The 25,513-nt window shown below is 69.2% G+C and carries 25 protein-coding genes and 6 pseudogenes; 11 read left to right on the top strand and 20 right to left on the bottom strand.

From position 1 onward, the window contains the following. Window positions 1-80 precede the first annotated feature (80 nt). Together O7603_RS08300 and O7603_RS08295 are read right to left on the bottom strand one after the other, a co-directional pair. The gene (locus tag O7603_RS08300; protein WP_281575100.1) at window positions 81-1,262 is read right to left on the bottom strand and encodes a beta-propeller fold lactonase family protein; all 1,182 of its coding nucleotides are present in this window, start codon (window positions 1,260-1,262) and stop codon (window positions 81-83) included. A 401-nt stretch (window positions 1,263-1,663) separates the two neighbouring features. Then, window positions 1,664-1,987, bottom strand: a complete 324-nt coding sequence (locus tag O7603_RS08295) for a hypothetical protein (RefSeq protein WP_281575099.1) — start codon at window positions 1,985-1,987, stop codon at window positions 1,664-1,666. A gap of 162 nt (window positions 1,988-2,149) precedes the next feature. Here O7603_RS08295 and O7603_RS08290 point away from each other — a divergent pair, with 162 nt between their 5' ends. After that, window positions 2,150-2,407, top strand: a complete 258-nt coding sequence (locus O7603_RS08290) for a hypothetical protein (protein ID WP_281575098.1) — start codon at window positions 2,150-2,152, stop codon at window positions 2,405-2,407. A 114-nt stretch (window positions 2,408-2,521) separates the two neighbouring features. Here O7603_RS08290 and O7603_RS08285 read toward each other — a convergent pair whose 3' ends face one another. Beyond that, the gene (locus tag O7603_RS08285) at window positions 2,522-3,373 is read right to left on the bottom strand and encodes an alpha/beta hydrolase (protein WP_281575097.1); all 852 of its coding nucleotides are present in this window, start codon (window positions 3,371-3,373) and stop codon (window positions 2,522-2,524) included. Between the two features lie 1,089 nt (window positions 3,374-4,462). Between O7603_RS08285 and O7603_RS08280 the strand changes: the two genes are divergently transcribed. Continuing rightward, window positions 4,463-4,666 (top strand): hypothetical protein, encoded by a 204-nt coding sequence (locus tag O7603_RS08280; RefSeq protein WP_281575096.1) that lies wholly within the window; start codon window positions 4,463-4,465, stop codon window positions 4,664-4,666. Between the two features lie 311 nt (window positions 4,667-4,977). On the opposite strand, the gene O7603_RS08275 is transcribed toward O7603_RS08280, so the two are convergent. The 6 genes and pseudogenes from O7603_RS08275 to O7603_RS08250 form a co-directional block, all read right to left on the bottom strand. Further along, the gene (locus tag O7603_RS08275) at window positions 4,978-5,397 is read right to left on the bottom strand and encodes a VOC family protein (protein WP_281575095.1); all 420 of its coding nucleotides are present in this window, start codon (window positions 5,395-5,397) and stop codon (window positions 4,978-4,980) included. A 114-nt stretch (window positions 5,398-5,511) separates the two neighbouring features. Beyond that, a complete protein-coding gene (locus tag O7603_RS08270) occupies window positions 5,512-6,258 on the bottom strand; it encodes an alpha/beta hydrolase (RefSeq protein WP_281575094.1) in 747 nt (248 codons plus the stop codon). A 322-nt stretch (window positions 6,259-6,580) separates the two neighbouring features. Beyond that, entirely contained in the window at window positions 6,581-6,907 is a 327-nt protein-coding gene (locus tag O7603_RS08265) for an IS3 family transposase (protein ID WP_281575093.1), read from the bottom strand. A gap of 17 nt (window positions 6,908-6,924) precedes the next feature. Then, window positions 6,925-7,215, bottom strand: a pseudogene (locus tag O7603_RS08260) (transposase); the annotation flags it as partial. Window positions 7,216-7,401: 186 nt separating this feature from the next. After that, on the bottom strand, window positions 7,402-8,424 hold the full coding sequence (locus O7603_RS08255) for a S66 peptidase family protein (RefSeq protein ID WP_281575092.1): 1,023 nt from the start codon (window positions 8,422-8,424) through the stop codon (window positions 7,402-7,404). Between the two features lie 109 nt (window positions 8,425-8,533). After that, window positions 8,534-8,662: pseudogene (locus tag O7603_RS08250) on the bottom strand (IS630 family transposase); the annotation flags it as partial. Window positions 8,663-8,925: 263 nt separating this feature from the next. Here O7603_RS08250 and O7603_RS08245 point away from each other — a divergent pair. Next, a complete protein-coding gene (locus O7603_RS08245; RefSeq protein ID WP_281575091.1) occupies window positions 8,926-9,507 on the top strand; it encodes an RNA polymerase sigma factor in 582 nt (193 codons plus the stop codon). Then, the gene (locus O7603_RS08240) at window positions 9,504-10,307 is read left to right on the top strand and encodes a hypothetical protein (RefSeq protein WP_281575090.1); all 804 of its coding nucleotides are present in this window, start codon (window positions 9,504-9,506) and stop codon (window positions 10,305-10,307) included. The genes O7603_RS08245 and O7603_RS08240 overlap by 4 nt, the downstream gene beginning before the upstream one ends. Before the next feature lie 337 nt (window positions 10,308-10,644). On the opposite strand, the pseudogene O7603_RS08235 reads toward O7603_RS08240, so the two are convergent. From O7603_RS08235 to O7603_RS33025, 4 genes and pseudogenes are all read right to left on the bottom strand, one after another. Then, window positions 10,645-11,081: pseudogene (locus tag O7603_RS08235) on the bottom strand (tyrosine-type recombinase/integrase). Window positions 11,082-11,084: 3 nt separating this feature from the next. Continuing rightward, entirely contained in the window at window positions 11,085-11,303 is a 219-nt protein-coding gene (locus O7603_RS33035; RefSeq protein WP_348651072.1) for an excisionase family DNA-binding protein, read from the bottom strand. 111 nt (window positions 11,304-11,414) lie between these two features. Continuing rightward, a pseudogene (locus O7603_RS33030) lies at window positions 11,415-11,795 on the bottom strand (replication initiator); the annotation flags it as partial. Next, window positions 11,795-11,959, bottom strand: a pseudogene (locus tag O7603_RS33025) (replication initiator); the annotation flags it as partial. The pseudogenes O7603_RS33025 and O7603_RS33030, both read right to left, overlap by 1 nt. A gap of 68 nt (window positions 11,960-12,027) precedes the next feature. Here O7603_RS33025 and O7603_RS08220 point away from each other — a divergent pair. Beyond that, on the top strand, window positions 12,028-12,174 hold the full coding sequence (locus tag O7603_RS08220; RefSeq protein WP_281575088.1) for a hypothetical protein: 147 nt from the start codon (window positions 12,028-12,030) through the stop codon (window positions 12,172-12,174). A 658-nt stretch (window positions 12,175-12,832) separates the two neighbouring features. On the opposite strand, the gene O7603_RS08215 is transcribed toward O7603_RS08220, so the two are convergent. Beyond that, window positions 12,833-13,744, bottom strand: coding sequence for an MBL fold metallo-hydrolase (locus O7603_RS08215; RefSeq protein WP_281575087.1), 912 nt, complete (start codon window positions 13,742-13,744; stop codon window positions 12,833-12,835). Between the two features lie 94 nt (window positions 13,745-13,838). Here O7603_RS08215 and O7603_RS08210 point away from each other — a divergent pair, with 94 nt between their 5' ends. Beyond that, window positions 13,839-14,435 carry a TetR/AcrR family transcriptional regulator gene (locus O7603_RS08210; RefSeq protein ID WP_281575086.1) on the top strand — a complete coding sequence of 199 codons (597 nt, stop codon included), beginning with the start codon at window positions 13,839-13,841 and terminating at the stop codon, window positions 14,433-14,435. Window positions 14,436-14,846: 411 nt separating this feature from the next. Here the strand turns inward: O7603_RS08210 and O7603_RS08205 are convergent, their stop codons facing one another. Both O7603_RS08205 and O7603_RS08200 read right to left on the bottom strand, forming a co-directional pair. Next, window positions 14,847-15,548, bottom strand: a complete 702-nt coding sequence (locus O7603_RS08205; RefSeq protein ID WP_281575085.1) for a TMEM175 family protein — start codon at window positions 15,546-15,548, stop codon at window positions 14,847-14,849. A 27-nt stretch (window positions 15,549-15,575) separates the two neighbouring features. After that, window positions 15,576-16,451, bottom strand: a complete 876-nt coding sequence (locus O7603_RS08200; RefSeq protein WP_281575084.1) for an alpha/beta hydrolase — start codon at window positions 16,449-16,451, stop codon at window positions 15,576-15,578. A gap of 296 nt (window positions 16,452-16,747) precedes the next feature. On the opposite strand from O7603_RS08200, the gene O7603_RS08195 reads away from it, so the two are divergent. Beyond that, entirely contained in the window at window positions 16,748-19,117 is a 2,370-nt protein-coding gene (locus tag O7603_RS08195) for an ATP-binding protein (protein ID WP_281575083.1), read from the top strand. Window positions 19,118-19,187: 70 nt separating this feature from the next. After that, window positions 19,188-19,997: an alpha/beta hydrolase gene (locus O7603_RS08190; RefSeq protein WP_281575082.1), complete on the top strand. Its 810-nt coding sequence runs from the start codon at window positions 19,188-19,190 to the stop codon at window positions 19,995-19,997. Window positions 19,998-20,075: 78 nt separating this feature from the next. On the opposite strand, the gene O7603_RS08185 is transcribed toward O7603_RS08190, so the two are convergent. After that, window positions 20,076-20,912, bottom strand: a complete 837-nt coding sequence (locus O7603_RS08185; RefSeq protein ID WP_281575081.1) for an aldo/keto reductase — start codon at window positions 20,910-20,912, stop codon at window positions 20,076-20,078. Between the two features lie 182 nt (window positions 20,913-21,094). Next, entirely contained in the window at window positions 21,095-21,685 is a 591-nt protein-coding gene (locus O7603_RS08180; protein WP_281575080.1) for a dienelactone hydrolase family protein, read from the bottom strand. Window positions 21,686-21,749: 64 nt separating this feature from the next. Between O7603_RS08180 and O7603_RS08175 the strand changes: the two genes are divergently transcribed. Both O7603_RS08175 and O7603_RS08170 read left to right on the top strand, forming a co-directional pair. Then, entirely contained in the window at window positions 21,750-22,337 is a 588-nt protein-coding gene (locus O7603_RS08175; protein WP_281575079.1) for a helix-turn-helix domain-containing protein, read from the top strand. A 150-nt stretch (window positions 22,338-22,487) separates the two neighbouring features. Then, the gene (locus tag O7603_RS08170) at window positions 22,488-23,288 is read left to right on the top strand and encodes a maleylpyruvate isomerase N-terminal domain-containing protein (protein ID WP_281575078.1); all 801 of its coding nucleotides are present in this window, start codon (window positions 22,488-22,490) and stop codon (window positions 23,286-23,288) included. Window positions 23,289-23,299: 11 nt separating this feature from the next. On the opposite strand, the pseudogene O7603_RS08165 reads toward O7603_RS08170, so the two are convergent. Further along, window positions 23,300-23,483, bottom strand: a pseudogene (locus tag O7603_RS08165) (IS5/IS1182 family transposase); the annotation flags it as partial. A 68-nt stretch (window positions 23,484-23,551) separates the two neighbouring features. Here O7603_RS08165 and O7603_RS08160 point away from each other — a divergent pair. Beyond that, on the top strand, window positions 23,552-24,436 hold the full coding sequence (locus tag O7603_RS08160) for an aminoglycoside phosphotransferase family protein (protein WP_281575077.1): 885 nt from the start codon (window positions 23,552-23,554) through the stop codon (window positions 24,434-24,436). Between the two features lie 143 nt (window positions 24,437-24,579). On the opposite strand, the gene O7603_RS08155 is transcribed toward O7603_RS08160, so the two are convergent. Beyond that, window positions 24,580-25,149 (bottom strand): DUF488 domain-containing protein, encoded by a 570-nt coding sequence (locus tag O7603_RS08155; RefSeq protein ID WP_281575076.1) that lies wholly within the window; start codon window positions 25,147-25,149, stop codon window positions 24,580-24,582. Between the last annotated feature and the right edge of the window lie 364 nt (window positions 25,150-25,513).

Below are 25,513 nucleotides of genomic sequence, written 5' to 3'. Positions count from 1 at the left end.
GGCCACCGCGGGTCAGCAGGTTGGAGCACAAGCGCTGGTCCCGGTCGCGTCAGCGACCGGGACCAGCGGTTGACGTGAGGTCAGGAGGCGGCGATGCCTTCCATCCCGATGCCATTCTCGAACCTCGGAAGCCCCTTCACCTCGGTGACCAGCTCGAGGGAGCCGTCCTTGCCGACCTCGTAGCCCTGCACGTTGCCAGCGGCGGCGTTTTGGACGTACAGGAACCCGTCGCTGGTGGTCATGTCGATTGAGCCGCCGCCGGTGTCGGCCGCGACGGCCTCGACGAGGACGAGTTTGCCGTCCTCGTCGACCTTGTACGAGCTGATGGTGGAGCTTCCGGCGTTGGCGACGAAGAAGTAGTCACCCACGCGTTGGATCCAGCACGGCGCCTGCTGGCCGTTGGGCACCGACGGCCCGATCTGGTCGAGTTCGCCATCTTTCTCCAGTTCGAAACGGCTGACCTCGTTGCTGCCGGACTCGGTGACCAGCAGCGTGTCCTCGGTGTCGAAGGTGAACCCGAACGGGGTGTTGCCCGCGTCGCTGATCACCGGATGCCGGGACAGTTGGCCGTCGCGGCCGATCTCGTAGCTGAACATCACGTTGGCGGCCTTGGTGCTCACCAGCACGAATTCGCCTTCGGGGTCGATCTCGACCTGGGCGGGGGCGGTCATGAAGTTGGGCGGGTTGCCGTTGTGCAGCCCGAGCGAACGGTTGGCGTCCTTGATCGGCGACAACTGTCCCTTGTGCAGTTCGAAGCCCTGTACGGAGCCCTCACCGCCGGCGTTGAGCACGTAGACGAGGTCGTCGCGTACGTCGACGCTGACCGGCAAGAGGCCCCCGGACCAAACCACCTGCAACCGGTGGAGTTTGGTGCCGTCGACCCGGAACACGGTCACGGTGTTGCTGCCCGCGTTTAGGGCGAACAGCAGCCCGTCGTGGAAGGTCAGCGATCCCTGCGACGCCAACGCGTCGACCGGCGCGCCGATGGTGAACCCGCCCAGGCCGCCCGTCTCATACTCGCCGGCCGGGGCGAGGCGGCCATCCTCGTCCCGGTCGTAGACCTTGATTGTGTTGCCCTCCGCCTTGTTGGTCTGCACGAAGAGCGCATCGTCATCCCCGTCCTCCTGGTGCTTTCCGTGGCTCCCACGGTCGTCGTGCCGGTGCCCCGGGTCCCCGCCGTCCGCGAGGGCGAACGCCGGGATGGACCCGGCACCAGTCAGGCCGGCGAGGATCGCGGCCGTGGCGAACACTCTGCGCCTCATGATCTACCTTTCGGTCGCCGTAAAGATGAATGAGAGAATTCCTCCGTCTTTGAGGCTATGGGACGCTTGTCCAGTAACGAGGCTTTTTATCCGAAAGAGTAGAGATACGACGGCCTCATCCTGGCCCTGCCAACGGGGTGCAGCTCGGGCCATGCGCCCCTTCCGTGGATGTCTGGGTTGTTTACGCCGTTTGTGTGTCGCGTACATGTATGCCTCGCTGGATCCCCCAAACAGTCGGTTGCCGGCGGAGGCCGCCGGCGGGGGCGGCGCGGTCCCCCGCCTGTAACCGCGGGCCCACGATGGTGGGGTGCGGCGGGATGACCTCGCTCTCCGGACCGGTCAGCGGACCGACCAGCTCAAGACGGCCGGCGATCGGAAGGGGATCTCGTCCCTGCCCGCGGTCAGGTGTTGTTGCGTATACGCAGCCGCTGGCCAATCCGCTTCTGCCGTCGTTCAAGACTCGTGGTCACACCGCGCATAGCTTCGGACTCGTGCCTGCCCTTGCAATGGACGTCGGCACCGGTGCCCGCCCACGACACGTATACGCAGCGCTGCATGCCCGCAGCTCGACGCTGCCCGCCAGGTGCGGTCTCACCGTCGGCATCGCCGGCCCCACCCTTGGCGGCGGGATCGACCTGCTCGGTCGCAAGCACGGCCTGACCTGCGATCGCCTCGTCGGCGCACAGGTCGTACTCGCTGACGGAACCGTCGTGGACTTCCACCACGACTGGCAACCGGACTTGTTTAGGCCCTGCGCGGCGCGGGCGGCGGCCAGTTCGGTCTGGTCACGTCACTGGGGTTCGACACGGTCCCGGCGTCGCTGGCCAACCGCATCGAGGCGCGCTGGTCGGGCGTCGCGCTCAAGGACTTGTCGCCGCCTGGCAGGCTTGGGCGCTGGACGCCCCGACGAACTCACCGTCAACCGCACCCTCGAGTCCGAGCCCGGCGCACCGGCATGGACCACCCTGTTCGGCGCCTCCACTCTGAGGGAAGGACGGACCCGGGAACTGCTGCGGGAGTTCACCGATCGGGCGTTCGAGCTGTGTGCCAGCCTGCCCTACCACCGCCTGAAGCAGGCCTTCGCCACCTCGATCCAGGGTGACCGGCGTTTCGCATCAAGGGCCCGCTGGGGCCGGTCGGTGTAGTGCAGCAGGTAGGCACGCACCGCAGCCTGCGCTTCGGCCAGGCTGCTGAACGCCTGGCGGTGTCCGGGAAGTCCCGTGACGAATTCCCAGCTGTTGGCGGGCGAGTGGGTGAGATCAGGCGAAGGCCTTGCGCATTGCCGTACTGGTGCAGGCGGCGATTTGATCGGCCTCCTCCTCGATCGCGTAGTGGCCGGTGTCGAGCAAGATCACCTCGGCGGACGGCACGTCGGTCTGGTATGCCTTGGCGCCTGCGGGGATGAAGAATGGGTCGTTCTTGCCCCAGACGGCCAGCAGTTCGGGCTGGCGTGCGCGCAGCCATGCTTGCCAGTCAGGGTAGTGGGGTGGGTTGTTTTGGTAGTCCCACAGGAGGGCTTGCATGTAGTCGGCGCGGCCGGGCAGGTCGAGCACCATTTGGTCGGCCAAGGCGTGATCGGGGTCGACCTGCTCCGGGTCGCGGGCGCCGGCTTGCCATTGCATCTGGGTGCCCGCCAGGCTGACGAACTGGTCGATCTTCGCTTGGCCGGCCTTTTTGTCGGCCCACCACTGGCTCAGCGGCTTGACCCCGGGGCCGAGGCCGTCGGTGTAGGCGTTGCCGTTCTGGGTGATGACCGCCTTGACCCGCTGGTCGTGCCTCAGCGCGATGCGGAACCCGACCGGAGCGCCGAAGTCAAACATGTAAACGGCGTAGTCGCCGATGCCGAGGGCATCAATGGTCTTGCCGGTCAGTTCGGCCAGCTTGTCAAAGGTTGGGGAGCCCGGCAGCGGGTCGGAGCGGCCGAAGCCGGGGTAGTCGACGGCCACGGCGTGCCAGTCGTTGGCGAGCCGGTCGATCAGCCGGACGTAGGCCCGTGTGCTGGATGGGTAGCCGGGTAGCAGCACGATCGTGGGCTTGCCCGGATCGCCGGCCTCGCGGACGAAAACGTTGAGCCCTTCGACCTCGATCGTGCGGTGGCGGATGGCGGGCACGCGACTCTCCTTCGTCGTGCACTGACCGTGCGATGCCGTTCAGGCGGGCCGAGCGGGCGATGCTGCAAGATTCGCTCGCTAACGTCTCGCCGGCGTCATGCCTCTTCGCCGCAGCCTGCGTGCCACGCTGGCGAAGGAAGCAGACCGGGCTGATGTTGCCGTTGCGGTATCCAAATGAGGAAACACCTGATTACCCTGCTAACGTACACAAGACGCACCCCTGTGCCCTCCTTTTCGGAAACGCCGCCGCTGACTGGCCGCTCGGTCTCCGGACAGGGTCGCCAGGTCGTCGAGCCGCCGGCCGTCCGCCGTCCAGGCCAGCGGCATGCTGGCAGTGCCGGGTCCGGACATGAGTTGCCCCCTACGACCCCGCACGAATGTTCACCGCAAGCGACCAGCGCGGCAGGAGTGCCCGCAGGCGCGTCAGCCCCTTGCAGCGCGACTCCCGAAGCTCGTAAGCGGCCACGCAGCATGTCCGACCTGCGCCCGTGCGGGCAGCGGTGGGCGAACCGCCCGGTCCGCCCCGCTCCGTGTTGATACGGTCGAGTCACGAGGGTGGGAGGCAAAGTTCTCCCGCGGCGACTGGAGCGTATCCGGCTGTTCGACTCTGTGTGCCGTCTCGGGTCGCTGCCAGGAGAATCCGTTGCGGTTGTTGCCTTCCCGGTCGCCATGTGAGACGAGACGGTTCTGAAGCCTCAAAAGGAGTTGCTCGTGTTCGACGGATTCGAGGAATTCGATATTCCAACGTCGGGTGCGACGATACACGGACGTCGCGGGGGGAGCGGACCGCCCTTGCTCCTGCTGCACGGCATCCGGAAACGCACATCATGTGGCACCGGGTGGCACCTCACCTCGCCGAGCAGTACACCGTGATCGCGACTGACCTGCGTGGCTGGGGCGACAGCGGTAAGCGGCCGAGTAGTGCCGACCATGAGCCATATAGCATGTGGGCGATCGCGAGGGATCAGCTGGAGCTGATGCGGAGCCTGGGGTTCGACCGGTTCGGGGCCGTCGGGTCATGACCGCGGGGCGCGTTGTGCCTACCGGCTCGCGCTTGATGGGCCTGACGCTGTCGTCCGGTTGGCCGTCATGGACGTCATTCCCATTGGTGATGCATGGAGCCGCGCTGAGAGGAAGTTCAGCCTCGCTTACTGGGTCTGGTCTTTCCTGGCTTCGCCCCACCCGCTACCGGAGCAGTTCATCGGCGCGGCTCCGGCCGTGCTCGTCAATTTCATGCTCGATACGTGGCCGAAAGTGAAGGACGCGTTTCCGGCCGAGGTTCGCGAGAGGTAGATCGCGCAGTTCAGCAACCCGGATACCGCCCATGCGATCTGTGAAGAGTTCCGGGCAGCCGCGACAGTGGACTACCAGCACGACGAGGCGGATCGCGGGAGCAATAAAAAATCGCCTGCCCAACGCTTTTCCTGTGGAGCCGGGAAGGTTCGGTCGCGCAACTCTACAGTGATCCACTCGCGATATGGCGTGAATGGTGCGACGACGTTCGCGGTGCCCCGGTACCGGTCGGGCATTTCATTCCCGAGGAAGCTCCCGAGGAAACCGCGCGGCAATTGCTGGACTTCCTACGGTGGTTCCTCAGCCGATGGTCAAAGACCTTGTCCAACTTCGATCAGATAGCCGTCGGGGTCGCGCACGTAACAGCGGATCTCCGTTCCGTGGTCCTTCGGCTCGGTCAGGAATTCTGCACCGCGGGCCTTCCACTCCGAGTAGAGCTTCCGTATGTCCCTGACCCGAACATTCATCGCACAGCTCAGGGTATTGGAGTCGGCCGGTGCCTTGGCCTGCACGGTTGGCTTGTCGTCCGTCGGCCCGCCCTCGACGTTGATGATGATGTAGCTGTTGAAGAACTTCATGAGCAACGGGTTGCTCTCGTGGACGCAGGTCGCCCCGAACACCCGCTCGTAGTACTCCCGCGACCGCGCCGTGCCACGGACGATAAGCAACGTTGCGAGGAACATGCCGTCCTCGGGCTTAAAATAGTCAGGTGCCGGGTTGGCCAAGGCCATAACTACCCTCCCGTCATGAAGCTGTTGGGATCGGACGGCGACGGCATCCCCTGCGAAGGTTGTTCGAAACCCGAAAGGCCGTCCAGCGGGCTCCTGCCATGCGGGCGGGAACGATCATCCGGTTGCTTTGCCCGCAGGCATTGCCGTTCTGGTTTCGGCTGCCGTCTGGATGAGTTGTGCCACCTCGTCGGGGTGGGAGAGGATCGCGACGTGGCTCGCGGGAACTTCAGTAGTGGTCGCGCCCATGCGGCCGGCGAACGTGCGCTGCGCGTCCGGCGGGAGCGCCTCATCCCGGGTGGCGATCAGGTACCAGGACGGTAGCGATCTCCAGGCAGGGACGCCCATCGGTTCCGCGAGGGCCGCGCCGGCAATCGGCTGTTGCGCGGCGTACATGCTCTTGGCTCGGACCGAATCGATGGCGGCGGCGAAGTGGTGGACGTAATCGTCCTGTGACTGCCAGACGAAGCCCTGCTCGTCGGTGTATAGGTGCGCCAGCGCCGGCGGTGGCGGTTCCTGCGAGAGCAGGGCGTCGAGTGATTCTCCTTGGTCCAGTGCATGGGCCGCGACGTATACCAGGCCGATCACGTTGGGGGCGTCGTTGCCGAGGGCGCTCATGATGTGTCCGCCGTAGGAGTGTCCGGCCACGATCGTCGGGCCGTCCTGCATGTTCAGCACCTGGCGTAGCCGGGCGACGTTATCGGCCGTCGAGGTCAGGGGAAACTGCGGGGCCGTGACGTGGTAGCCGTCGGCCTGTAGGCGCTCGACAACATCGCGCCAGGAGGAGCCGTCGGCCCACGCGCCGTGGACGAGAACAACGTTCGGTCGGCCATTCATGGCGGTTCCCTTCCCAATGAACTGCATGTGTGCGTTTTCGTCGAGCCGGTGGCGGGCGACGACGGCCGATATCCGAACGCTCGAACGGCCCGCCCTCAGACCAGGTGCAGCACCTGTCGAGTACCAGCTCCGTTCAGGCGTAAACGTGCCCGGTCCGGCCAGTCGGGAACCGGCAAGTAGGGCAGGGAGGGGCGAGGACAACGCCCGTGCGGCAGGGAGTTCGAGATACCCGTCGACGCCATGGGATCGCTAGAGAAGGGAAGCAACCCTGGCACCAGGAACGCCTCGACCGGCCCGAGCCAGCCGTCTGACCTCCAACGCGGCCGAACCGGGCCTCACTGCCGCCAGTTCACACCGAAACGGTCGCCGTGACCTGCCATCGGCGTGGGCTCTTGCCGCGGATCCCGGCGGCCCGCATCCGGCGGGCGATGCGTTTATGGCCATGTCGCAGGCCTGCGTCGACAAGCTCAGCGTGGATCCGCGGTGCTCCATAGGTGCCGTTCGACGCCGCGTGCACTTCGCGGATCTTGACGGTGAGCTGCTCGTCGACCAACTCGCGGGTGCTGCGCTCATTGCGGGCGTAGTAGGCGGACCGGGATACCTTCAACAGCTCACACGCACGTTTGACGCTGCGCCTGCCGGCCTGCTCCGCCTCGATGAACGGATACACGTTCACCGGGTCTCCCTCGCGAAGAAAGCCGTCGCCCGCTTCAGGATGTCGACGTCCTGCTGAAGCCGGCGGTTCTCCTGCCGCAACCGGGCAAGCTCCGCCCGCTCATCCGAGGTCAGCCCGTCATCACGGGTGCCGGCATCCAACTCGGCCTGCTTGACCCATTGCCGAACCGCAGTCTCGGTCAAGTCGAAATCCCTGGCCACCTGCCCGACGGTGCGGTCATCACGTTGACACAACTCGACGATCTCGGCCTTGAACTCCGGCGTGAACGCCCGCCGAGGCCTCGATCGCTTCTTCCCCACGCTCTCCATGATGCTGGACATCCTCCCGGAGCCCACGGGTTCCTGATCTCGGATGTCCGTCAAAGCGGGTCAGGCCCAAGTGCACCTGGCGATGGCTGTGTGCACGCGAGTCCATGCTCGGCTGCGGCGATGTCACCAAAGCCTGAGTCGGCCCCCGGGTGCTGCCGATACCGTGAGCCCACTGATCCGCGTTGCTCAGCCGACCGGTCCTGTTGTCGCGTGAGGCCGTACCGTCGGTTCGAGCAGCGACAACGTCCGTTGCTGCGCATCGAGGTCGACGCGGATGCCGACCGGCATCGGCAGGTTCGGACCGGCGTGTCCGAACTCGACGTTGCCCAGGACCGGGATGTCACGATCGCCGAGGACGTCGAGGACTATCTCGCGCAGGGTCGGGGACGCGTCGGGCGCTTCGAGCCCTTCGATCTCGTATGGGACGCCCACAACCATGCCGGAGATCCGATCGAGGATGCCGCAGTGCCGCAGCACCTGCAGATAGCTCCACACGTACGACGCTTGGCCGCCCATCTCCTCCCAGAACAGCACCGCACCGTCGAACCACTCGAGCGGCAGCGCGTAAGGCGTCGCCTGCGCCAGAACAATGCGATTGATCACTCCGCCGATCAGCCGGCCTTCGGCGCGACCGGCGCGCCAGCACTCCCACGACGGGGTGGCAGGCAGCGCACCGATCGCCTCCGTACCGGTCAGCAACGTCGAGTAGAGCTTTTCAAGTTCCGCTCGGCGCGCTGCGGGCGCAACCTGCCATGCCCCGCCGAGTCCAGGCGTGGCCAAGTCGGCATGGAACCCGACGAGACCCGTCCGTGCATAGATCACCAGATGCAGCAGCGAGATGTCGCTGTAGCCGAGGATCGGCTTGGGGTCGGCAGCGATCGCCTCAACGTCGATCAGGTCGAGGTAGCCGAGCGCCGTCTGGCCGCCGTCATGCGCGATGATGGCGCGCACCTCAGGATCACGCAGAAGAGCATTGAAATCCCGGGCGATCTCCGCCGGCGTAGCCGCGCTCCACCAATGATGGCGCCCTGCTTCGAGTAGCGGTGCCCGACGCACGCGAAATCCCATCCGCTCGAGCACGACTACCGCCTGCTCGAGGTCGGGCTCGTAAGCGGCATGGAGCGGCCCGGACAGCGATGCGACAACGACGAGATCTCCGGGCCTCAGGGCACGAGGCCGAAGCAGTTGAGGCAGTGCAGAACCGGTCACCGGCGCAGTGTCCCAACACGCGCAGCGACACGCTACACAGGGCCCAAGCGACCCAGACCTCGCCCGCGCAGCGCCGACGACGGCTGATGGCGCTGACGATGTGCCTGGTGAGGATCTGATCCGCGGTCTTGGTCCAGGTGAAGGGCTGGCAGCGCTGGTTGTAGGCGTCGATGAAGGTGCGGAAGGCACCAATGAGGCCGGGAACGCTGGTGAAGGTGTCGCGGCGGATGGCCTGGCGGACGTATCGCTGCGATGACTCGTGGTGGGTTGCGGCGGCCAATAGTTCACTTGGGCTCGGACGGTGCGGGGGCCGTCGTCGTAGGCGATGACGAGGGCGGTGTCGGTGACGTCGATAGTGACGGTCTTTTGCCGGTATGGCCGCAGCCGAGGGCGACTTTCTGCCCGACCACCACGACGACGATCGCGTCTGACGTCGTAGCCGCCTCCCCCGGTGATCGAAGGCATCTGCAACATGTTCGCTCCCGCCGGCGATAGTGGGGTGTGACGACAGAGATACAGCCGTCTGACCAAGATCTGTGCTCGGCTGTCGCGGCCGGTGACGAGATCGCCTTCGGCCGGCTCTTCGACCGGTACCACCGGGCGGTGTACAACCACGCGTTCCGGCTCACCGGCTCGTGGGCCGTGGCGGAAGACGTTATGCAATCGACCTTCCTGGTCGCGTGGCGTAGGCGCGGACAGGCGCGCCTGGTTGACAGATCGGCGTTGCCTTGGCTGCTGGTGGTCGCCACCAACGCGGCTCGTACTGAGTGGCGTTCGGCCCGGCGGTGGTTGGCAGCCCTGCGGAGGTTGCCGCCGCAGCGGGAGGCAGACGAAGACCCGGCCGGCGACGTGGCCGCGCGGCTCGATGACGAGCGGCAGGTGACCAAGATCCTTGCGGTGGTCCGTCGACTACCTCGGGCAGAGCGCGAAGCGGTTGCTCTGTGCCTGTGGTCCGGTGTGCCGTACGGCGAGGCGGCGACAGTCCTCGGAATCAGCGAAGGCGCCGTCCGTTCCCGCGTGAGTCGCGCGAGAGCCCGGCTGGCTCGGATGGTCACTGACCACAACAAGGAGGAAGTGCGATGAAAAACGTTCTCGACCCGCCTGTCGAGCGGGATCTGCCGCCTGGCAAGGCGGCGCGCATGCGGGCGGATCTGATGACGTCGATCCACCGGCCGCGACCCCGAACGGCCGTCCGACTCGGGATTGCCACCCTGGCGGCGGCCGCAGCGGTGGTGGCCGGCGTGGCGGTGGCACCGAACGGCGACGATGTGCAACACCTGGCGATGGGTCCGGGCGAGTTGTCGCCGACGCTTCGCCAGGCGATGGAGCAGTGCCTGTCGTGGAACGCACAAACTGACCGGCTTCCGGTGTCGTTGGACCAGCTCGCCGTGGCCGCCGAACAGCACCACCGTGCCGTGGCGCTGTTCATGACGGACACGGGTTACCTCACCTGCGATGTCTCCATGTCGCCGGGTGAGGAGATCAGTGGGAGTGTCAGTGGGGAGCGCGACTGGCCACAACGGGACTGGTTGCCCGGCCCGGTCCAGCGACTCCTCCTGACGTCGACCGAAATCGACGGCGGTGACGTCGCCGTGACCGGCCGGGTCAGCGCTCGGGTGCACCGGCTGCTGCTCGAACACGGCGACGGGCAGACGACTGCGGCGCGGGTGAAAGATGGCGTGTTCGGCCTGCTCACCGGCGGCGCCAGCGTCAACGAGGACGCTGAGCTGGTCAGCTATGACGCCACCGGCACTGAGATCGACCGCCGCCTGCTGTTTCGTCCGTCCGACGAATTCGACACCTGCTACGCCGACTCATCCGGCACCCCCGTCTACGGCAAGAGAGGCACGGACTGCCTACCCGCCGAGCGCTGGAGTCCATAGGCACGCGGTCCGCAATTGCAGGCTGGCGCTCGGGCCGCCGGCCTGCCGGCAACCTCAGCAGCCCGCCGCCAGTTCCGGATCGGGGGAGCAGATTGGGAGCAGCAGCGTGCGCTGAACGGCTCCGAACGGCACCCAACCGCACCGGACGGAACTTAACTGCACCCACCCTGAGCTGCGGCTGCTTCTTTTCGCAGGTCAGAGTCGGTGCAGCGTCCTGTTTTACACCGAAGAGGTCACTGGTTCGATCTCAGTATCGCCCACGCAGGTCAAAGGCCACTTTCCGGGTTCGGGAGGTGGCTTTCTGCTGTCGTTCAGCAATCTAGTACAGCAGCGGTGCTCAATGGCCGAGGGAATCGCCGAGTCGTTTGAGGGCTTCCCGCGTCGCCTTGGATGAGACCTGCGTGTAGATCTCCATCGTTACCGAGAACCTTGCGTGCCGGAGCACCTGCATGGCGACTCTCGGGTGGACGTCCAGGGCGGCAAGCAGCGTGGCGCAGGTACGTCGGGCGTCGTGGACGGTGATCGGCGTGACCTCCGTCTTTTCGCAGCTGGTTGCCAGGAGCGCTGGAAGTTGCGCGGCTCGATGGTCGCCACCGGCCCTTGCTTGGCCTGCTGGTGCAGTTTGATCCACTTGTCGTGGACGGCCTCGCGGGTCTTGCCGTAGACGTACTTCCGGGTGCGCCGCCCGTCGGGCTTGGTGACCCAGACGTAGGCCGCGAAGCCGTTGCGGTAGGGAAAGATGGAGCCTTCGCCGTTGGCACGTAGTGCGTCCAGGCATCAGGCGGCCTCATGGCGTTGGACCTGGTCGCGGACGTAGTCGTCGATCCATTCGGGGCGGATGCGGCGGTACTTGCCGTCCTTGATGGAGCGCAGCTCGCCGGTGGCGATCTTCATCTTGACCTTGGAGATGCCGAAGCCGAGCAGGGCGGCGACCTCGGCGGGGGAGTACCAGCGGGGGCGGGGGTCGTGGGTCGTGCGGCGGCCCCGACGAGCCAAGCTTCGTGGGCGTTCTTCCCGGCCGATGCGTCTGCTCTCGCATCGCTGCCGAGCGGCGGTGTTGGCGAGCAAAGCATCACCTTCGGTGAGCCAGCCGGACCCGATATAGGTGAGGGTGCCGACGGTGATCGTGTCTGTCGGTTCGTCGTCCTCTTCGCGGCGGTAGATGGCGTGGGTGTCGTGGAGCAGGCCGAAGGTGACGGAGTAGCGGCAGGCCTTGGTGAGGAAGTGGCCGCCGAAGCCGAGCATGTGCGCCCACCGGCGCAGTCCAGCGTAGGCGTCGGATGTCGCGTCGAGGCTGTCTTGACGGTCGTCGGGGGTTGTGGCGCCACTGCTGGTGGCGGTGGGGTGGGTCGGCCACGTCGCCAGCAGGCGTCGATGAGGCGGGCGAGGTGGTCGCCTTCGGGGTCGGCGTAGTCGTCGATGGTGGCGGCGGTGAGTCGAGTGGAGCAGTGCCGGTGGCTTCGGTGGCCTTGGTGGCGTACTTGGCAAGGTAGGGCCGCGACCTTGCCGTCGGTCAGCTCACCGCCAGCGGTGTTGATCCGTCGGACGTCGACCTGCTCGCCCCAGGCGACCAGCCAACCTTGCGGTCGGTCGGGATGCGCGGGTGTGGTGACGGTGATCTGCCGAGCGGCGGCGTGAACCGCTTCCTCCAGGTCGTCGACGGTGATCCCGGCGGGCTGCGATCGAGGCCGCTCACGGCATCCCGCACAGCGCCGGCTGGTTGACCTCTACCCGCGCTCGCATCGGCGAACGACGCGGACGCAACATCGCCACCGTCGCGGTGGCCCGCAAGCTGCTCACCCTCGTCTACTACGGCCTGCGCGACGGGCACATCCGTGCACTCGCACCGGCCCGGGCGGCGGCGTGAACAGGTTCGGACGCGTGGTCGTGCCACGTCTGGCCCCCGTCGGCCGACGGCGAGGCCGCCCGCTTGATTGACCCCGTCCGGTCACGGTCGCACATCACCATGCCCCCACCCGCGGGGCGAATGGATGACCGGCAGCCGAACCCGGCCTGCCCCCTCCGACATCTGGTTGGAACCTGGTGACGCGACCACACCACGACGCCGCATTCCGGCATCACGAGCATGGCGCGCACGGCGCCGGCGTCAAGGCCACGCCCCCGCGGGGTGGGCCTACGGCCCAGCCGTTGACCCCGGCACCGCACACACGCCTGCCCGAAACCCATGCCGGAATGACAGGCAAATCAACGTCAGCAGGTTAAAACCCCAGCCTTGACCGGCTCCGCTCCTTCATGGATGACGTGGCGGGCCGGGCGGCGGCCCGCTCCCCAGGAGGGCGGGGCGACAGCATACGGGATGGCGCGGTATCGGTGGCCGGATGGCGTGAGTCAATATCCTCTAGCTGATACAACGGCGCGGGGTTGCCGTGTCATGGTCGATCAGTCTTAGAGGCCAGGGTCGTGGACGTTGGAGCGACGCCGGACGGGCACGACTCACACCACCGGCTCTCCGTTGTCGACAAGCAGAAATCAACCCGGGGTTGGTGCTGTGGTTGATAGGGCGCTCACGGCTGGTAGACCGACACCCAGCCTTCGAGCATGTGTCGGCGGGCGTCTTCGGGGTGTTTGCGGGAGTTGTAGAGCGCTTGGGAGCTGGACCACAGGGTGAGGGCTCCCAGATGGCGGTTCGGGAAGCGTTCGAGCATCGCGTTGAAGAAGCTGAGAGCGGTGTCGTGCTTCTGCAGGAGTTCGTCGGCGGCGTCGAGGTATTCGCGGGTCTCGGTGAGGAGGCGGGCGGCGTCGTCGTCGAGGGTCTTGTCCTTGTGTCCCGTGACGATCCAGCGCGGGTTCAGGGCCTTGACGGTCTCGATGGCCTGGCGCCAGGCGTCGCGGCCGCCGCCCATCGATTGGCCGAGGTACTGGTGGACGCCGTTGTAGATGACGTCACCGGCCACTACCAGGTCGAGGTCGGGCACGTGCAGGACGGTGGTGTCGTCGCCGTCGCTGTGGCCGACCTCGACGATGACGAGGTCGCGCCCCTCGAGGGTGAACCTATTACCGGGCACGGTGACCGCCGTGACCGGGGACGGCGGGATCTGCCCGGGCCAGGCCTTGTCCCACACTGCCCCGCGGCCGGCCGCACTGCCGTGCATCTGAGTGATCGTGTCGGCGGAGGCCACGACCTGGGCGCCGAACCGCTTGGCCAGGAGGTCGGCGGTGAACCAGTGATCGCCGTGGCCGTGGGTGATGAAGATGTGGGTGAGTCGCTTGCCGTGAGCCTCGACCCAGTCGCCGACCGCCTTCGCCTGGTCGGTGAGCAGCGGCGGGTCGACGAGCACGGCGTCGTCGCGGCCGTGGATCAGCGTGGTGGACAGCGGCGCAAACAGGCGCGGCTCGCCGTTGGGTAGCAGCCCGGGGATGGTCTGCGGGAACGGGTCGGACACGAAGACGTCGTACCCGAGGGTGCCGTCGGACATGGGTTTCTCCTGGTAGGTCTTGGTAGAGCGATCGCTGTACTTTGACGCTAGCAACCATCGCCCGGTATGTAAAACGATCGCTATACTTTGAGCTGTGGACGCACAGACAACGTCACGCGGGGGCCGCGGGGCGCGCGAGCGGATCATGCAGGCGGCCGGTCGGCTGTTCTACCGTCAGGGCATTCACGCGACCGGAATCGCGGCGCTCACCGACGCCGCTCACGTCTCGACCCGCACGTTCTACCAGCACTTCCCGACCAAGGACGCCCTCGTCGAGGCCTACCTGGGCCGCTACCAGGACACGCCGATCCCGTCCGAGCGGCAGCTTGACCGCGACGACTTGCCGCCCGTTAGCCGGCTCCTCGCCATCTTCGACCCGCTGGAAACGGACCCGTCTGCTGTCCAGCGCGGTTGCCCGTTCCACAACGCGGTCGTCGAGGCCGCGGGCGAACTCCCCGACGTCGCCCGGCTGGTCGAGCGGCACAAGCGTGCCTTCCGGGATCGCCTTGCCGTCATCGCCGCCGAAGCCGGCGCCGCCGATCCGGACGGTCTGGCCCGGCAGCTCGCCGTGATCTTCGAGGGTGCGGCGGCGTATGCCGCGTCCTGCAACGACCCCCAGGTCGCCGCCGACGCGCGCGCCGCGGCCGCCACGGTCATCCAGGCGGCTCTGCGGCTGTCGACTCCGAACTAGGTTCCGGGGCGGGGAAGGGCTCGGTCATCTGGTCCGCAGTCCGGTCCCTCGCTGCTGGGGTTTTGCCTCCGGCCTATGTAGATCTGGGGTCTGGACCCGAAGGGCGGCAGGGAACTCGGGATGGGCGCCCCGATGTTCACCCGCTTCGCGTGCAACGGACTACGACCAAGAGGCCTGGGACGAGCAGGTCTGCCAGCACAAGCAGGGCCACCTGCGCAAACGACCCCCCGAAGGTCCGCCTCAAGCGGCTGGTCTAATGCCAGCAGTACGCAGCGAAGTACAGCAACCGTGCCTGCCGAACCCAGCCCAGAGGCGCCTCAACAGGCCGTCTGACCTCGCATCGAGCCCGACGCAACCTGCTCGCCGAGAGTTAGGTGTTCTATGCCCATGAAGCGGCTGTGTAGCCGGGGGTCATCGTGACGGTGCGCCATCGTTCCGATCGGATCGGGTGATCTCACCCCGGACCGGCAGCCAGTAGAACGGGATGAACGCCGCGATCACGGCCACCCCCGCGACCGGCGCGACCGCGCCGATGCCGGCTCCGGCGCCGATCCAGAGCAACGCCAGCCGGAAGCGGTGACCGACCGATCGCGCGCCGGCGTCGTCGATGGTGTCGCCGAGCAGGTGCCGCCCTCGGCGGACGTGGTGCCAGATGAGGTTGAACAGCAGGGCGGCCAGCTCCAGGGTCAGGCCGTAGAACACGACCGCGGTGCGTTGTCCGGCCCCGGCGTGGAAGGCGTCGGACAGCACCGACGCGGCGAACGGCAGGAACGCGATGTCCATCAGCAGCAGCGTGTTGAGGAACAGCACCATCCGGTCGGCGACCCGGATGTGGTCGAACATCACGTGGTGGTTGACCCAGACCTGGCCGATCAGCAGGAAGGTGATGACGTACGCGAGGTAGGACGGCCAGAGCGCCCCCAGGGAGCGAAGGAGGGCGTGGAAATCGTCCGGGGGATGGATCTCCAGGACGAGCAGGGTGACCGCGATGGCGAAGACCGCGTCGCTGAACGTGACAAGGCGCGACGGGTCGCGCGAGGTGCCGAACCCGGCGCCGGCCTGGCCGGCGGTGTGCGTGCCGAAGGGCCGGCTCGGACGCCACCATCCGCCCATCACGCGTCCGCCGTCCCGGTCCGGCTGCTACCGCAGGAAGTCCAGTAACTGGCGTGTGGTCTCTTCCGGCGCCTCCTCGGGGATGAAGTGTCCGACCGGCACCGGGCCGCCGCGGACGTCGTCGGCCCATTCCCGCCAGATCGCCAGCGGGTCGTCGTAGAGCTTCGCGACCGAGCCGCGTTGGCTCCACAGGAAGAGCAGGGGACATGCGATCTTCCTCCGGCCGCGGTCTGCCTCGTCGTGTTCGACGTCCACGGTCGCGGCCGCGCGGAACTCCTCGCAGATCGCGTGGGCGGTGGCCGGGTCGCGGAACTTCTCGACGTACTCGGCGCGTACCTCGGCGGGGAACGCGTCCTTCACCTCCGGCCACTGGTCGAGCATGAAGTCGACCAGCACCTCCGGGGCGGCGCGGATGAACTGTTCCGGCACGGGTTCCGGGGCGGCCAGGAACGACCAGACCCAGTAGGCGAGGCTGAACCTGCGGTCGGCGCGGCCCCACGCGTCGGCGACGGGGATGACGTCCATGACGGCGAGCCGGGCAACGGCGTCCGGTTCGTCGAGGGTGAGCCGGTAGGCGCAGCGCGCGCCGCGGTCGTGGCCGACGACGCGGAACCGGTCGTGGCCGAGACTGCGCATCACCTCGAACTGGTCGCGCGCGGTCGCTCGCATGCTGTACGGCTCGTGGCTGGCGTCGCTCGGCGGCTTGCCGCTGTCCCCGTAACCGCGTAGGTCGGTGGCGATCACGGTGTAGCGCTCGGCGAGCTGGGGTGCCACCCGATGCCACATGAGGTGCGTTTCCGGGATGCCGTGCAGGAGGAGCACCGGGGGTCCACTGCCGCCGCGGCGTCCGTGGATCGTCGCACCGGAGGCCGCGATGTCGAACTCCTCGAATCCCTCGAACATCCGCCGGGCCCCCCTTCGAGACTGCCGTCATGAGACGACGACGGCGGGACGAAATCGTGTCGCGGCACGCCGGCTGACTGTCGGCCGGGCTGGTCAGCGGCGGCCGGGGCTGGCCGCGCACACCACAGCCACGGTCTTTCTGCTGGTCGAAATTATCACCGTGAAGCGAAGAAAATCCGTGTTCGACCATTTTCACCGTAGCGCCGGTGGCTGCGGGCGCGGGGTTTGCGGAGCGCCGGACCGGACGGCCCGCCGCGGTCACGGACAGTGACCACCGGCCTGGGTACGCTGAGCCCGTGGCCCTGATCGGACGCCACCGTGAGCTTGCCACGGTGCGGCAGCTGCTCGACCGGGTGGAGGCCGGGACCGGGGGACACCTGCTCGTCACCGGACCGCGGGGAGCCGGCAAGACCGCGCTGGTCGACGCCGCCGCACGGCTGGCCGCCGACCGGGGGATACCGGTGCTCCGGGCGGCCGGCACCGGCCGGGAATCCGGCCTGTCGATCTGGCGCCAACTGCTGCGCGACCTCGACGCCGGCGACCTGCCGCCCGACGCCGGACCCCGGGACCTCGACGGCGCCGCCCGGACGATCGCGCAGGGCGGGCCACGCCTGCTGCTGGTCGACGACCTGGACCGCGCCGGCCCGCCGGCCGTGGCGTTCCTGGGCCTGCTCGCGTCCCGCCTCGGTGCCGGCGCCACCGCTCTTCTCACCACCGTCGCCGAGCCCCTGGGCGCGCCCGCCGACCTGCGGCTGCGCGGGCTGACCGAACCGGACCTCGCGCGGCTGACACCTGACCTGCCCGCCGAGGCGGTGCACGCGGTGTGGCTGGCCTCGGGCGGCCTGCCCGGCGTCGCCCTCGACCTGGCGGCCGGCCTCACCCACGAGGACCAGGGGTTCGCTGTCGACGCCGTCGTCCACCTGGCGCTGACCACACCGTCCGGGGCCGAATTCCTCGACCTCGACGTGGGTCTGATCCGCCTGCTGGAGGACGCCGCCGGCCGCCCGCTGGCACCTGCCATACGGGCCCGGGTGCTGGGCCGGCTCGGCCGCGAACTGCTCGGCGATCCGTCCGCCGCAAGGCGCCGGCGGGAACTGGTCGACGAGGCGGTCCGGCTCGCCCGGGAATCCGGCGACCCCGGCGCCCTCGCCGAGGTGCTCGACTCCCGGTTGCACGCGCTGTGGGATCCCGCCGCGGCCGAGGAACGGCTCAGCACCGCCGCCCAGATCGTGGCGCAGGCTCGCCGCGCCGGTGACACCGCGACCGAGCTGCGCGGACTGTTCTGGACCTTCGTCGCCCAGGCGGAACTCGGCGACCTCTCCCGCGCCGAGGCCGCCCTCACCGCGTACGCCCGTGCCGCCGAGTTTGCCGGAGACGCCGAGGCGGCCGTGGTGGTGCCGGCCCGGCAGGCGATGCTGGCGACCATCCGGGGGCGGTTCGACGAGGCCGAGGCGCTCACGGCCGAGGTGGCCGTACGCGGCCAGCGGGTCGGGCTGCCCGACACGGACCGGCTGGTCGCCTCCCTGCACGGCCGGCTCGCGATGATGCGCGGTGAACTCGGGCCGCAGGTGGACACGCTGCGGGGCCTGGCCCGGCGGTTGCCCGGCCACTTCTTCGAGGCCACCGCCGCCCGGACCATGGTCGAGTCCGGCCGCGAGGTCGAGGCGACACTCGAACTGGACCGCCTGCTGCCGGCCGTGCTCAGTGGATCGGGGCCGCGCTGGGTGGGCGCGTTGGCCGACCTGGCAGTCGTGGCGTCCCGCACCGGGACACCGGCCGTCGCGCAGGCGCTGTACGACGTGCTGCTGCCGTACCGGGGGCGGCTGGTGGTCTGGGGCGGCGCCAACACGATCACCGGCCCGGTCGACGACTACCTGGGCCGACTCGCGGTCCGGCTGGACCGGGGCGAGCAGGCGGTGTCGCACCTGGACGACGCGGTCCGGCTGGAGGAGCGGGCCGGGACGTTGCCGTGGCTGGCGTACACCCTCGCGGCTCGGGCCGACGCCCTGACCGCCCGTGACCACCCGGGCGACCGCGAGCGGGCTCGGGACGACCTCGCACGGGCCCGGGGCGTGGCGGGGCAGCTCGGTCTGCGTCACCTGCTCGGCGTCCTCGCCCCACCGGCCGACGAGTGGCGGCTGAGCCGGGACGGTGACGGTTGGCGGCTGGACGCCGGCTCCGAGACGGCCCGATTACGCGACGCGCGAGGGCTGCGGTACCTGCGTGCCCTGCTGGCCGCGCCCGGGCAGGAGATTCCGGCGGTGGACCTGGTCGCGGGCGGCGCCGGGCTGCGCGTGCCGGACGGCGACCCGGTCCTGGACGCCACCGCCCGCGCCGCGTACCGCAGCCGGTTGGTGGTGCTGGACGAGCAGCTGGACGCGGCCGACCGGGCCGGCGACGTCGACCGGGCGGCCGCCGCGCAGGCGGAACGGACCGCCCTGCTGGCCGAGCTGCGGCGGGCGACGGGGCTGGGTGGGCGGCCGCGTACGCAGGCCGGTGAGGCCGAGCGGGCCCGGGTCAACGCGACCCGGGCGTTGTGGGCCGTGGTCGAGCGGGTGGAGGTGGCCGCGCCGCTGGCCGGCGCCCACCTGCGGGCGTCGCTGCACACCGGCCGGTTGTTCCGCTATCAGCCGGCGGCGGGCGGCCCGGCCCGGTGGCGGGTGTGAGCCACGCCATGTACGGATCGTACGTATCCGAGTTACGCCTACCGGTCGACACCTTGCTGAGGAGACGGACATGAACGACGGGTGCGACACGCCGCAGCAGCATCTCGGCGGGCTGGCCGCCGACAGCTACGGCCGGGACGACGACCGGGCGCCGCTGGTCCTGCTGCACGGGCTCACGTACGACCGGCGGCAGTGGGACCCGGTCCTGCGTGAGCTGGCGGTGCTCGACCCGGACCGGCGGGTGCTCCGGCTGGACCTGCCCGGGCACGGCGGCTCGCCGGGACGCGACTCCTACGACACGGGAGACGTCGCCGACGTGATCCACGAGGCGGTGACCGCCGCCGGCCTCGACGCGCCGGTGGTGGTCGGGCATTCCCTGGGTGGCGTCCTCGCCACCATCTACGCCGCCCGGTATCCGGCCCGCGCGGTGGTCAACGTGGACCAGCCGCTGCTGGTCGGCGCCTTCGGGGACGTGCTGCGCCGCGCCGAGCCGGTGCTGCGCGGCGCCGACTGGCGGCAGGTGTGGGACGGGCAGACCGCCCGGATGGGCATCGACCAGCTGCCGCCGGCCGCGCAGGACATGGTCCGGACCCAGACCACGCCCCGGCAGGACTTGCTCCTCGGCTACTGGAACGAGGTCCTGGAGATTCCGGCTGACGACCTGCGCGAGCACCGGACGCGCGACCTCACGGCCATCCGCGATCGTGGCATCGGATACGACTACGTCACCGGGTCGGAGCCGAATCCGGCGTACCGGCGCTGGCTGGAGTCGGTGCTGCCGGACGTGCGGATCAGCGTGCTGCCCGGCAGCGGGCACTTTCCGCACCTGGCCCGTCCCGCCGACGTCGCCCGCATCCTGGCCGACAGCGGACGAGGCTGACGGACTCTGTGCTGTCCCGACCCCGCGGCGGCGTGCCGGTGGGGTGACGGCGTGGACGCCGCCGCGGGGTCGGGTCGCTCAGAACTCCTCGTACACCGCCGGGTCCTGGTCGGCGAGGCGCCCGTCGGGGCGACCCAGCGCGGTGATGGCCTCGACCTCCCCGTCGGTGAGCGTGATGCCGAAGACGTCGAGGTTCTCCTGTTGCCGCTGCGGTGACGCGGCCTTGGGCAGGGGGATCACCTGGCGGGCCACGTGCCAGGCGAGGAGGGCCTGCGCCGGGGTGACCGCGTGGGCGGTCGCGATCTCCACGACCGTGGGGTGCTGCTGCAGGTCGTTGCCCCGGCCCAGCGGGCTCCACGCCTGCACGAGGATTCCGTGCTCGCGGTGGTAGTCGACGGCCTCCTGCTGCGGGAAGTACGGGTGGATCTCGATCTGGTTGACGGCCGGGGCGACCCCGGTCTCGGCCACCAGCCGGTCGATGTGCTCGGGCAGGAAGTTGGACAGGCCGATGTGCCTGACCAGGCCGCGCTCGCGGGCCTCGATCAGCGCCCGCCACGCCTCCACGTACAGGTCGACCTTGGGGTTGGGCCAGTGGATCAGGTACAGGTCGACCTGGTCGAGACCGGTGCGGAAGACGCTCTCCTCGATCGTGGTCAGCGCCTCGTCGTAGCGGTGGTGCCGCCCCGGCAGCTTCGAGGTGACGACCAGCTCGTCCCGTACGTCCCCGGCGGCGCGGGCGGCCCGGCCCACCGCGCCCTCGTTCTCGTAGTTCACCGCTGAGTCGATCAACCGGTAGCCCGCCCGGATCGCCGCCCCGATCGCCTCGACGCCGGCCGAGCCGGTCAGCCGGTACGTGCCGAGCCCGATCGCCGGCAACGTCGTGCCGTCGGCCGCCGTCAGGTGGGGAATCGCCATCGTCTGGATCTGCCTTTCCGTCGCCCGCGGTCGGCCGGCCCGGCTGACCTCGGGGCCAGCCGAGCCCCGTCTGTGCCCTGCGGCTCGCTGCCTGAGAGATGCCACCTGGACCCTACTCGCACGAGGTGCGCGCCGGGCCGGGCCACACGATGACGGACGACGAGGGCGGGCGGGGCGGGCGCTCAGCCCACCCGGTCGAGGAAGACCCGCGAGCGCCGCACGACCAGCGCGGCCGCGTGCGCGTCGTACGACGGCAGCGCGCTGTCGGTGAACAGGTGCTGGTCGCCCGGGTAGACGAACAGCTCGGCCCGGTCGGACCCGACGATGTCGACCAGCTCGCGGGCGGCCTCAAGGTCTCCCTCCAACGCGAAGAACGGGTCCTTGTCCATGCCGTGGATCTGCACCGGCACCCCGGCGGGCCACGGCCCGACGGCCCACTCGCCGGTGACGGGCAGGCAGGCCTCGTAGAGCAGCGCGCCGCGCGCGTCGGGTCGGGTCTGGGCGAGCCGTTGCGCCGTGCCGACGCCGTAGGAGAAGCCGGCGTACACCAGGGCCTTGGGCAGGTCGGCCAGGGCGCGGTCGGCGCGGTCGTCGAGCACCGCGCCGCCGAGGCGCCGGGTCAGCGCGAGGCCCTCTTCGAGGGTCGCGGGCCGCTCGCCGTCGAAGAGGTCCGGTGTGTGCACGGTGTGCCCACCGGCGCGTAACTGATCGGCGAAGGCACGCACCCCGTCGGTGAGCCCCAGCAGGTGGTGGAAGAGGACGACGTCGGCCATCTCATACACTCCGTTGATCGGACGGCAATGATCGAATGATCCATGATTCTAGAACGGTCGAGAAATGTCGGTCAATCAGCAGCAGATCCCGGACTACGACCTCGACGAGATGCTCGTGGTCACCGCACCCGAGCAGTTGCGCGCCCTCGCGGACCCGCTGCGCGACACCCTCCTCGAACTGCTCCTCGAACGCGCCGCCACCGTCACCGAGCTGGCCCGGGCGGTCGACCGGCCCAAGAGCAGCGTCGCCTACCACGTGAAGCTTCTCGTCGACGCCGGCCTGCTCAAGGTCGTGCGCACCCGGCGCGTGCGGGCGATCGAGGAGCGGTACTACGGCCGCGTCGCCCGCACCTACTACGTCGGCGCGCTCCACCGCCCCGAGGACAAGCAGGTCGTCGCCGCCATCAACGGCCTCGCGCAGGCGGCCGCCGAGTCCGCCGCGGCCCACGCGGCCGACGACCTGCGGTGCACCCTCGTGCACGCCCGCATCCCGAGGGAAGAGGTACGCAACTTCTGGGCCGAGGTCCAGGCCCTCGCCCGCACGTTCGCCCAGATCCCGCGCGCCGGCGACCAGGTGTACGGCTTCGTCGCCGGCCTCTACCCGACCGACGCCCCCACCCTCCCCGACGCCGAGCACACCCCGGGCGACTGACGAGGGGCATTCCAGAAAAGACTGAGCCCCTTTCCGTCGTGACGGTGCAGGTCACGGCAGGTGGAACCCTCGCACGCCGGCGCCGCGGCCCGCCGCGTCGGCGGCGAAAATCGCTGTCCGGATGTCGGAGCACAGTGATAGGAACCCGGGGTGCACAAGATTCTCACGTTCTCTGACCATCTGCGGCTGATCGACGAACGGTCGACCGCCTTCCACGCCGCGGTCGCCGCGGCGCCCAGCCTCGACGTGCCGGTGCCGAGCTGTCCGGGGTGGACGCTGTTCGATCTCGTACAGCACCTGGGCATGGGCCGCCGCAAGTCGGCCGCCATCGTCGCCGCAGGGCCGGCCGACGCTCCCCCGGAGAAGTCCGCTTGGGAGGACGGCACGGGTGCGCCTCGGGAACGCGAGGCTCTCCTGGCCTGGTGGACCGAGTCCGTCGAGCGACTGACGAGCGCGCTGCGCGAGGCCGGCCCGGACCGCGGTTGTTGGACGTGGTGGGGTGACTCGCAGTCACCGGAAACCTCCGGTGCATGGGCTCGGCGCCAGGTTCCCGAGATCGCGGTGCACACCTACGATGTCCAGCTCACCGTGGGGGACCCGGAGCCGCTGCCGGACGAGGTCGCCCTCGACGGTTTCGACGACTGCCAGTTCACCCTCTGCTCGACGGATGTCGCCTGGCCGCACGAACCCGCCGTCGTCGATTACCACGCCACTGAGGGCCGCTCTTGGCGCCTTCGGCTGTCCCGCGACGGCGCATGGGCCGCCCGCCTCGGCGCGCCGGCTGCCAGCGAGGACCCGGACCCGGACACGGCCGACGTCTCCGCCCGGGGCACGGCCAGTGACCTGGTCCTGTTCTTTTACGGCCGCATCCCGCCGGATTCTCAGAAGCTGGAGATGGACGGCGACCGCCGCATCTTCGACCAGCTCATCGCCTGGGACCCGTCCGCGTAACAACGATCCCCTTATCCTGCATAGGCCGAGTTCTCGACGTGGCGCAGAACCAGGATCGCCTGCAGGACCGCGGTGGCGCGGTGTGGGCAACAGCGCAGGTTTCGTCAGAACTGTCCAGGTCTTGACGGCGGCGTTGGCGCGTTCACCGATGGCCCAGATCCGGGCGTGAGCGCGGTCAACCTGCTCCTGCCAGCGCGGCGCGCGGTTCGGCGTGCACCGAACTCGATTGACATCATGATCCAGCCGGTTCTACGGTCGCGCCGATGCGCCCCGGAGAGATCGTCGTCGCTGTCGAGCAGGTACGCGCCCTGATCGACGAGCAGTTCCCCGAATGGTCGGACCTGCCGATCGTCCCGCAGCCGTTGAACGGCACCGACAACGCGCTGTTCCGGTTGGGTGATTCCCTGACAGCACGGCTGCCGCGGGCGCAGTGGGCGGTCGACCAGGTGGCGACCGACGCGACCTGGCTGCCGCGGCTGGCGCCGCATCTTCCGGTGCGGGTGCCGGTGCCGGTCGCGGTCGGCCGGCCGGGCGGGGACTATCCGTGGCCGTGGACGGTCGTCCCCTGGCTGGACGGGCGCAATCCGCAAGCCGGGCAGGACCTCGTCGACCTCGCCGTCGACCTCGCCGGCTTCGTGCGTGCGATGACCGCGATCGACCCGATGGGCGGACCTGTCAAGCAGGGGGTTCAGCGCGGTGTACCTCTGGTGCAGCGGGATGAGCTGACCCGCCGGTCGATTGCGGCGCTGGGCGACCGGATCGACGGGCGGGCGGTGAGCGCGGCGTGGGACGAGGCGATGGCGGCGGACGAGTGGTCCGGACCGCCGGTGTGGCTGCACGGTGATCTCCTGGAAGGCAACCTGCTGGTCGACCGGGGCAGGCTCACCGGGGTGATCGACTTCGGCGGTCTCGGCCGTGGCGATCCGGCGGTCGAGGTGCGGCCGGGCTGGAGCCTGTTCGATGCCCGCGCGCGGGCTGCCTACCGGGAGGCGCTCGGGTTCGACGAGGCGACCTGGGTGCGCGGGTGGGCCTGGATGCTGTCGGGCTCGCTCTACTGGTTGGCGGACCTGTGGGACTCGATCAGCGAGGATGACCGCGAGGACACGCTTCGCTACATCGACTACCTCGTGCGTCACCGCCACGACTGACCTGCGGTGCCCGCCTGTCACCGTCGGGTGACGCCCCGGCCGGCAGCGTCGAGGGCCCGACCGTGAAGCTGGGCCAGTTGACGTTGTCGACGTGCGACTCTGACCGACCGTCCACGGTCTTCGGTGGCGGTTCCGGAAGCGCTTCAGTCGTGATTCCGTGGCCGCGCGGGATGCTGTGGTTCCTCTCGTTCCCGGTCGTAGACGAGCGTCCCTTCGGCGGTCGGCCGGGCTCCGGCGGCGACCGTGTGCGGGGTGAGTTGGCCGCGATGGTCGAGATGGTGCACCTGCGCGCCGCGGGCGCCGACGAGGAAGTCGGCAATCAGCCGCCGGTGGCATCGCCACCACAGGCTCTCGCTGCACATGATCACGAGATGCGACTTCCGGGTCTCGAGGACCAGCTCGTCGACAGCCGCGACGAACTCCGGAGTGCGCATGTGGGCGGCGTAGCCGCGGAACGCCTCGACCTGCCACCACCGGTCGGGTGAATCGGCCGGTACGCGCCGACGTCCGCCGAGCCGCTCCTCCCACCGGTAGTCCACGCCGACCGCCGGCAGCCACCGGGCCAGAGCATCGCGGCCGACGTGCGGATGGGCCCGGCTGCCGGGATAGCGACGGACGTCGACCAGCCGGGTCACCCCCGCGTCGCGCAGCAGGTTGGTGAGCTCCGCCTGGCTCGCGGTGCCATGGCCGACCGTGAGCAGCGCCTCTGCCATGAGGCAAGACAACCGCACCGGGCCACGGGATGCACCCGTTTCACCGACCCGGGTCCGGCGTGGCTAGCCGGGGTCGTCGGCTTCGTGGGACAGCCGCGCGCCACGTCACGGCGAGGTCGTCTGCGCGACGCACCCGCGCCGCCGTCACGTCCATCACGGTGGCGAGACGAACCCGCGCCGCACGACAGGATCGTGTCAGCGGTGGCCCGCTGGAGCAACCGTTGCGGGCACCGTCGACATCGGATGCCCGCAGCCCGAGCAGCGAGGTGACCCGGTCAAGGCATCGACGCAGGTCTTGCGGCAGTCGTCGTATACAACATACGCTCGCCGAATCGCCCATCACCCCTTGACCCCCGAGGAAGGT

Source organism: Micromonospora sp. WMMD812, from assembly GCF_027497215.1.
Classification (GTDB): Bacteria; Actinomycetota; Actinomycetes; order Mycobacteriales; family Micromonosporaceae; genus Micromonospora.
This window is presented reverse-complemented; position numbering and strand designations above follow the sequence as displayed.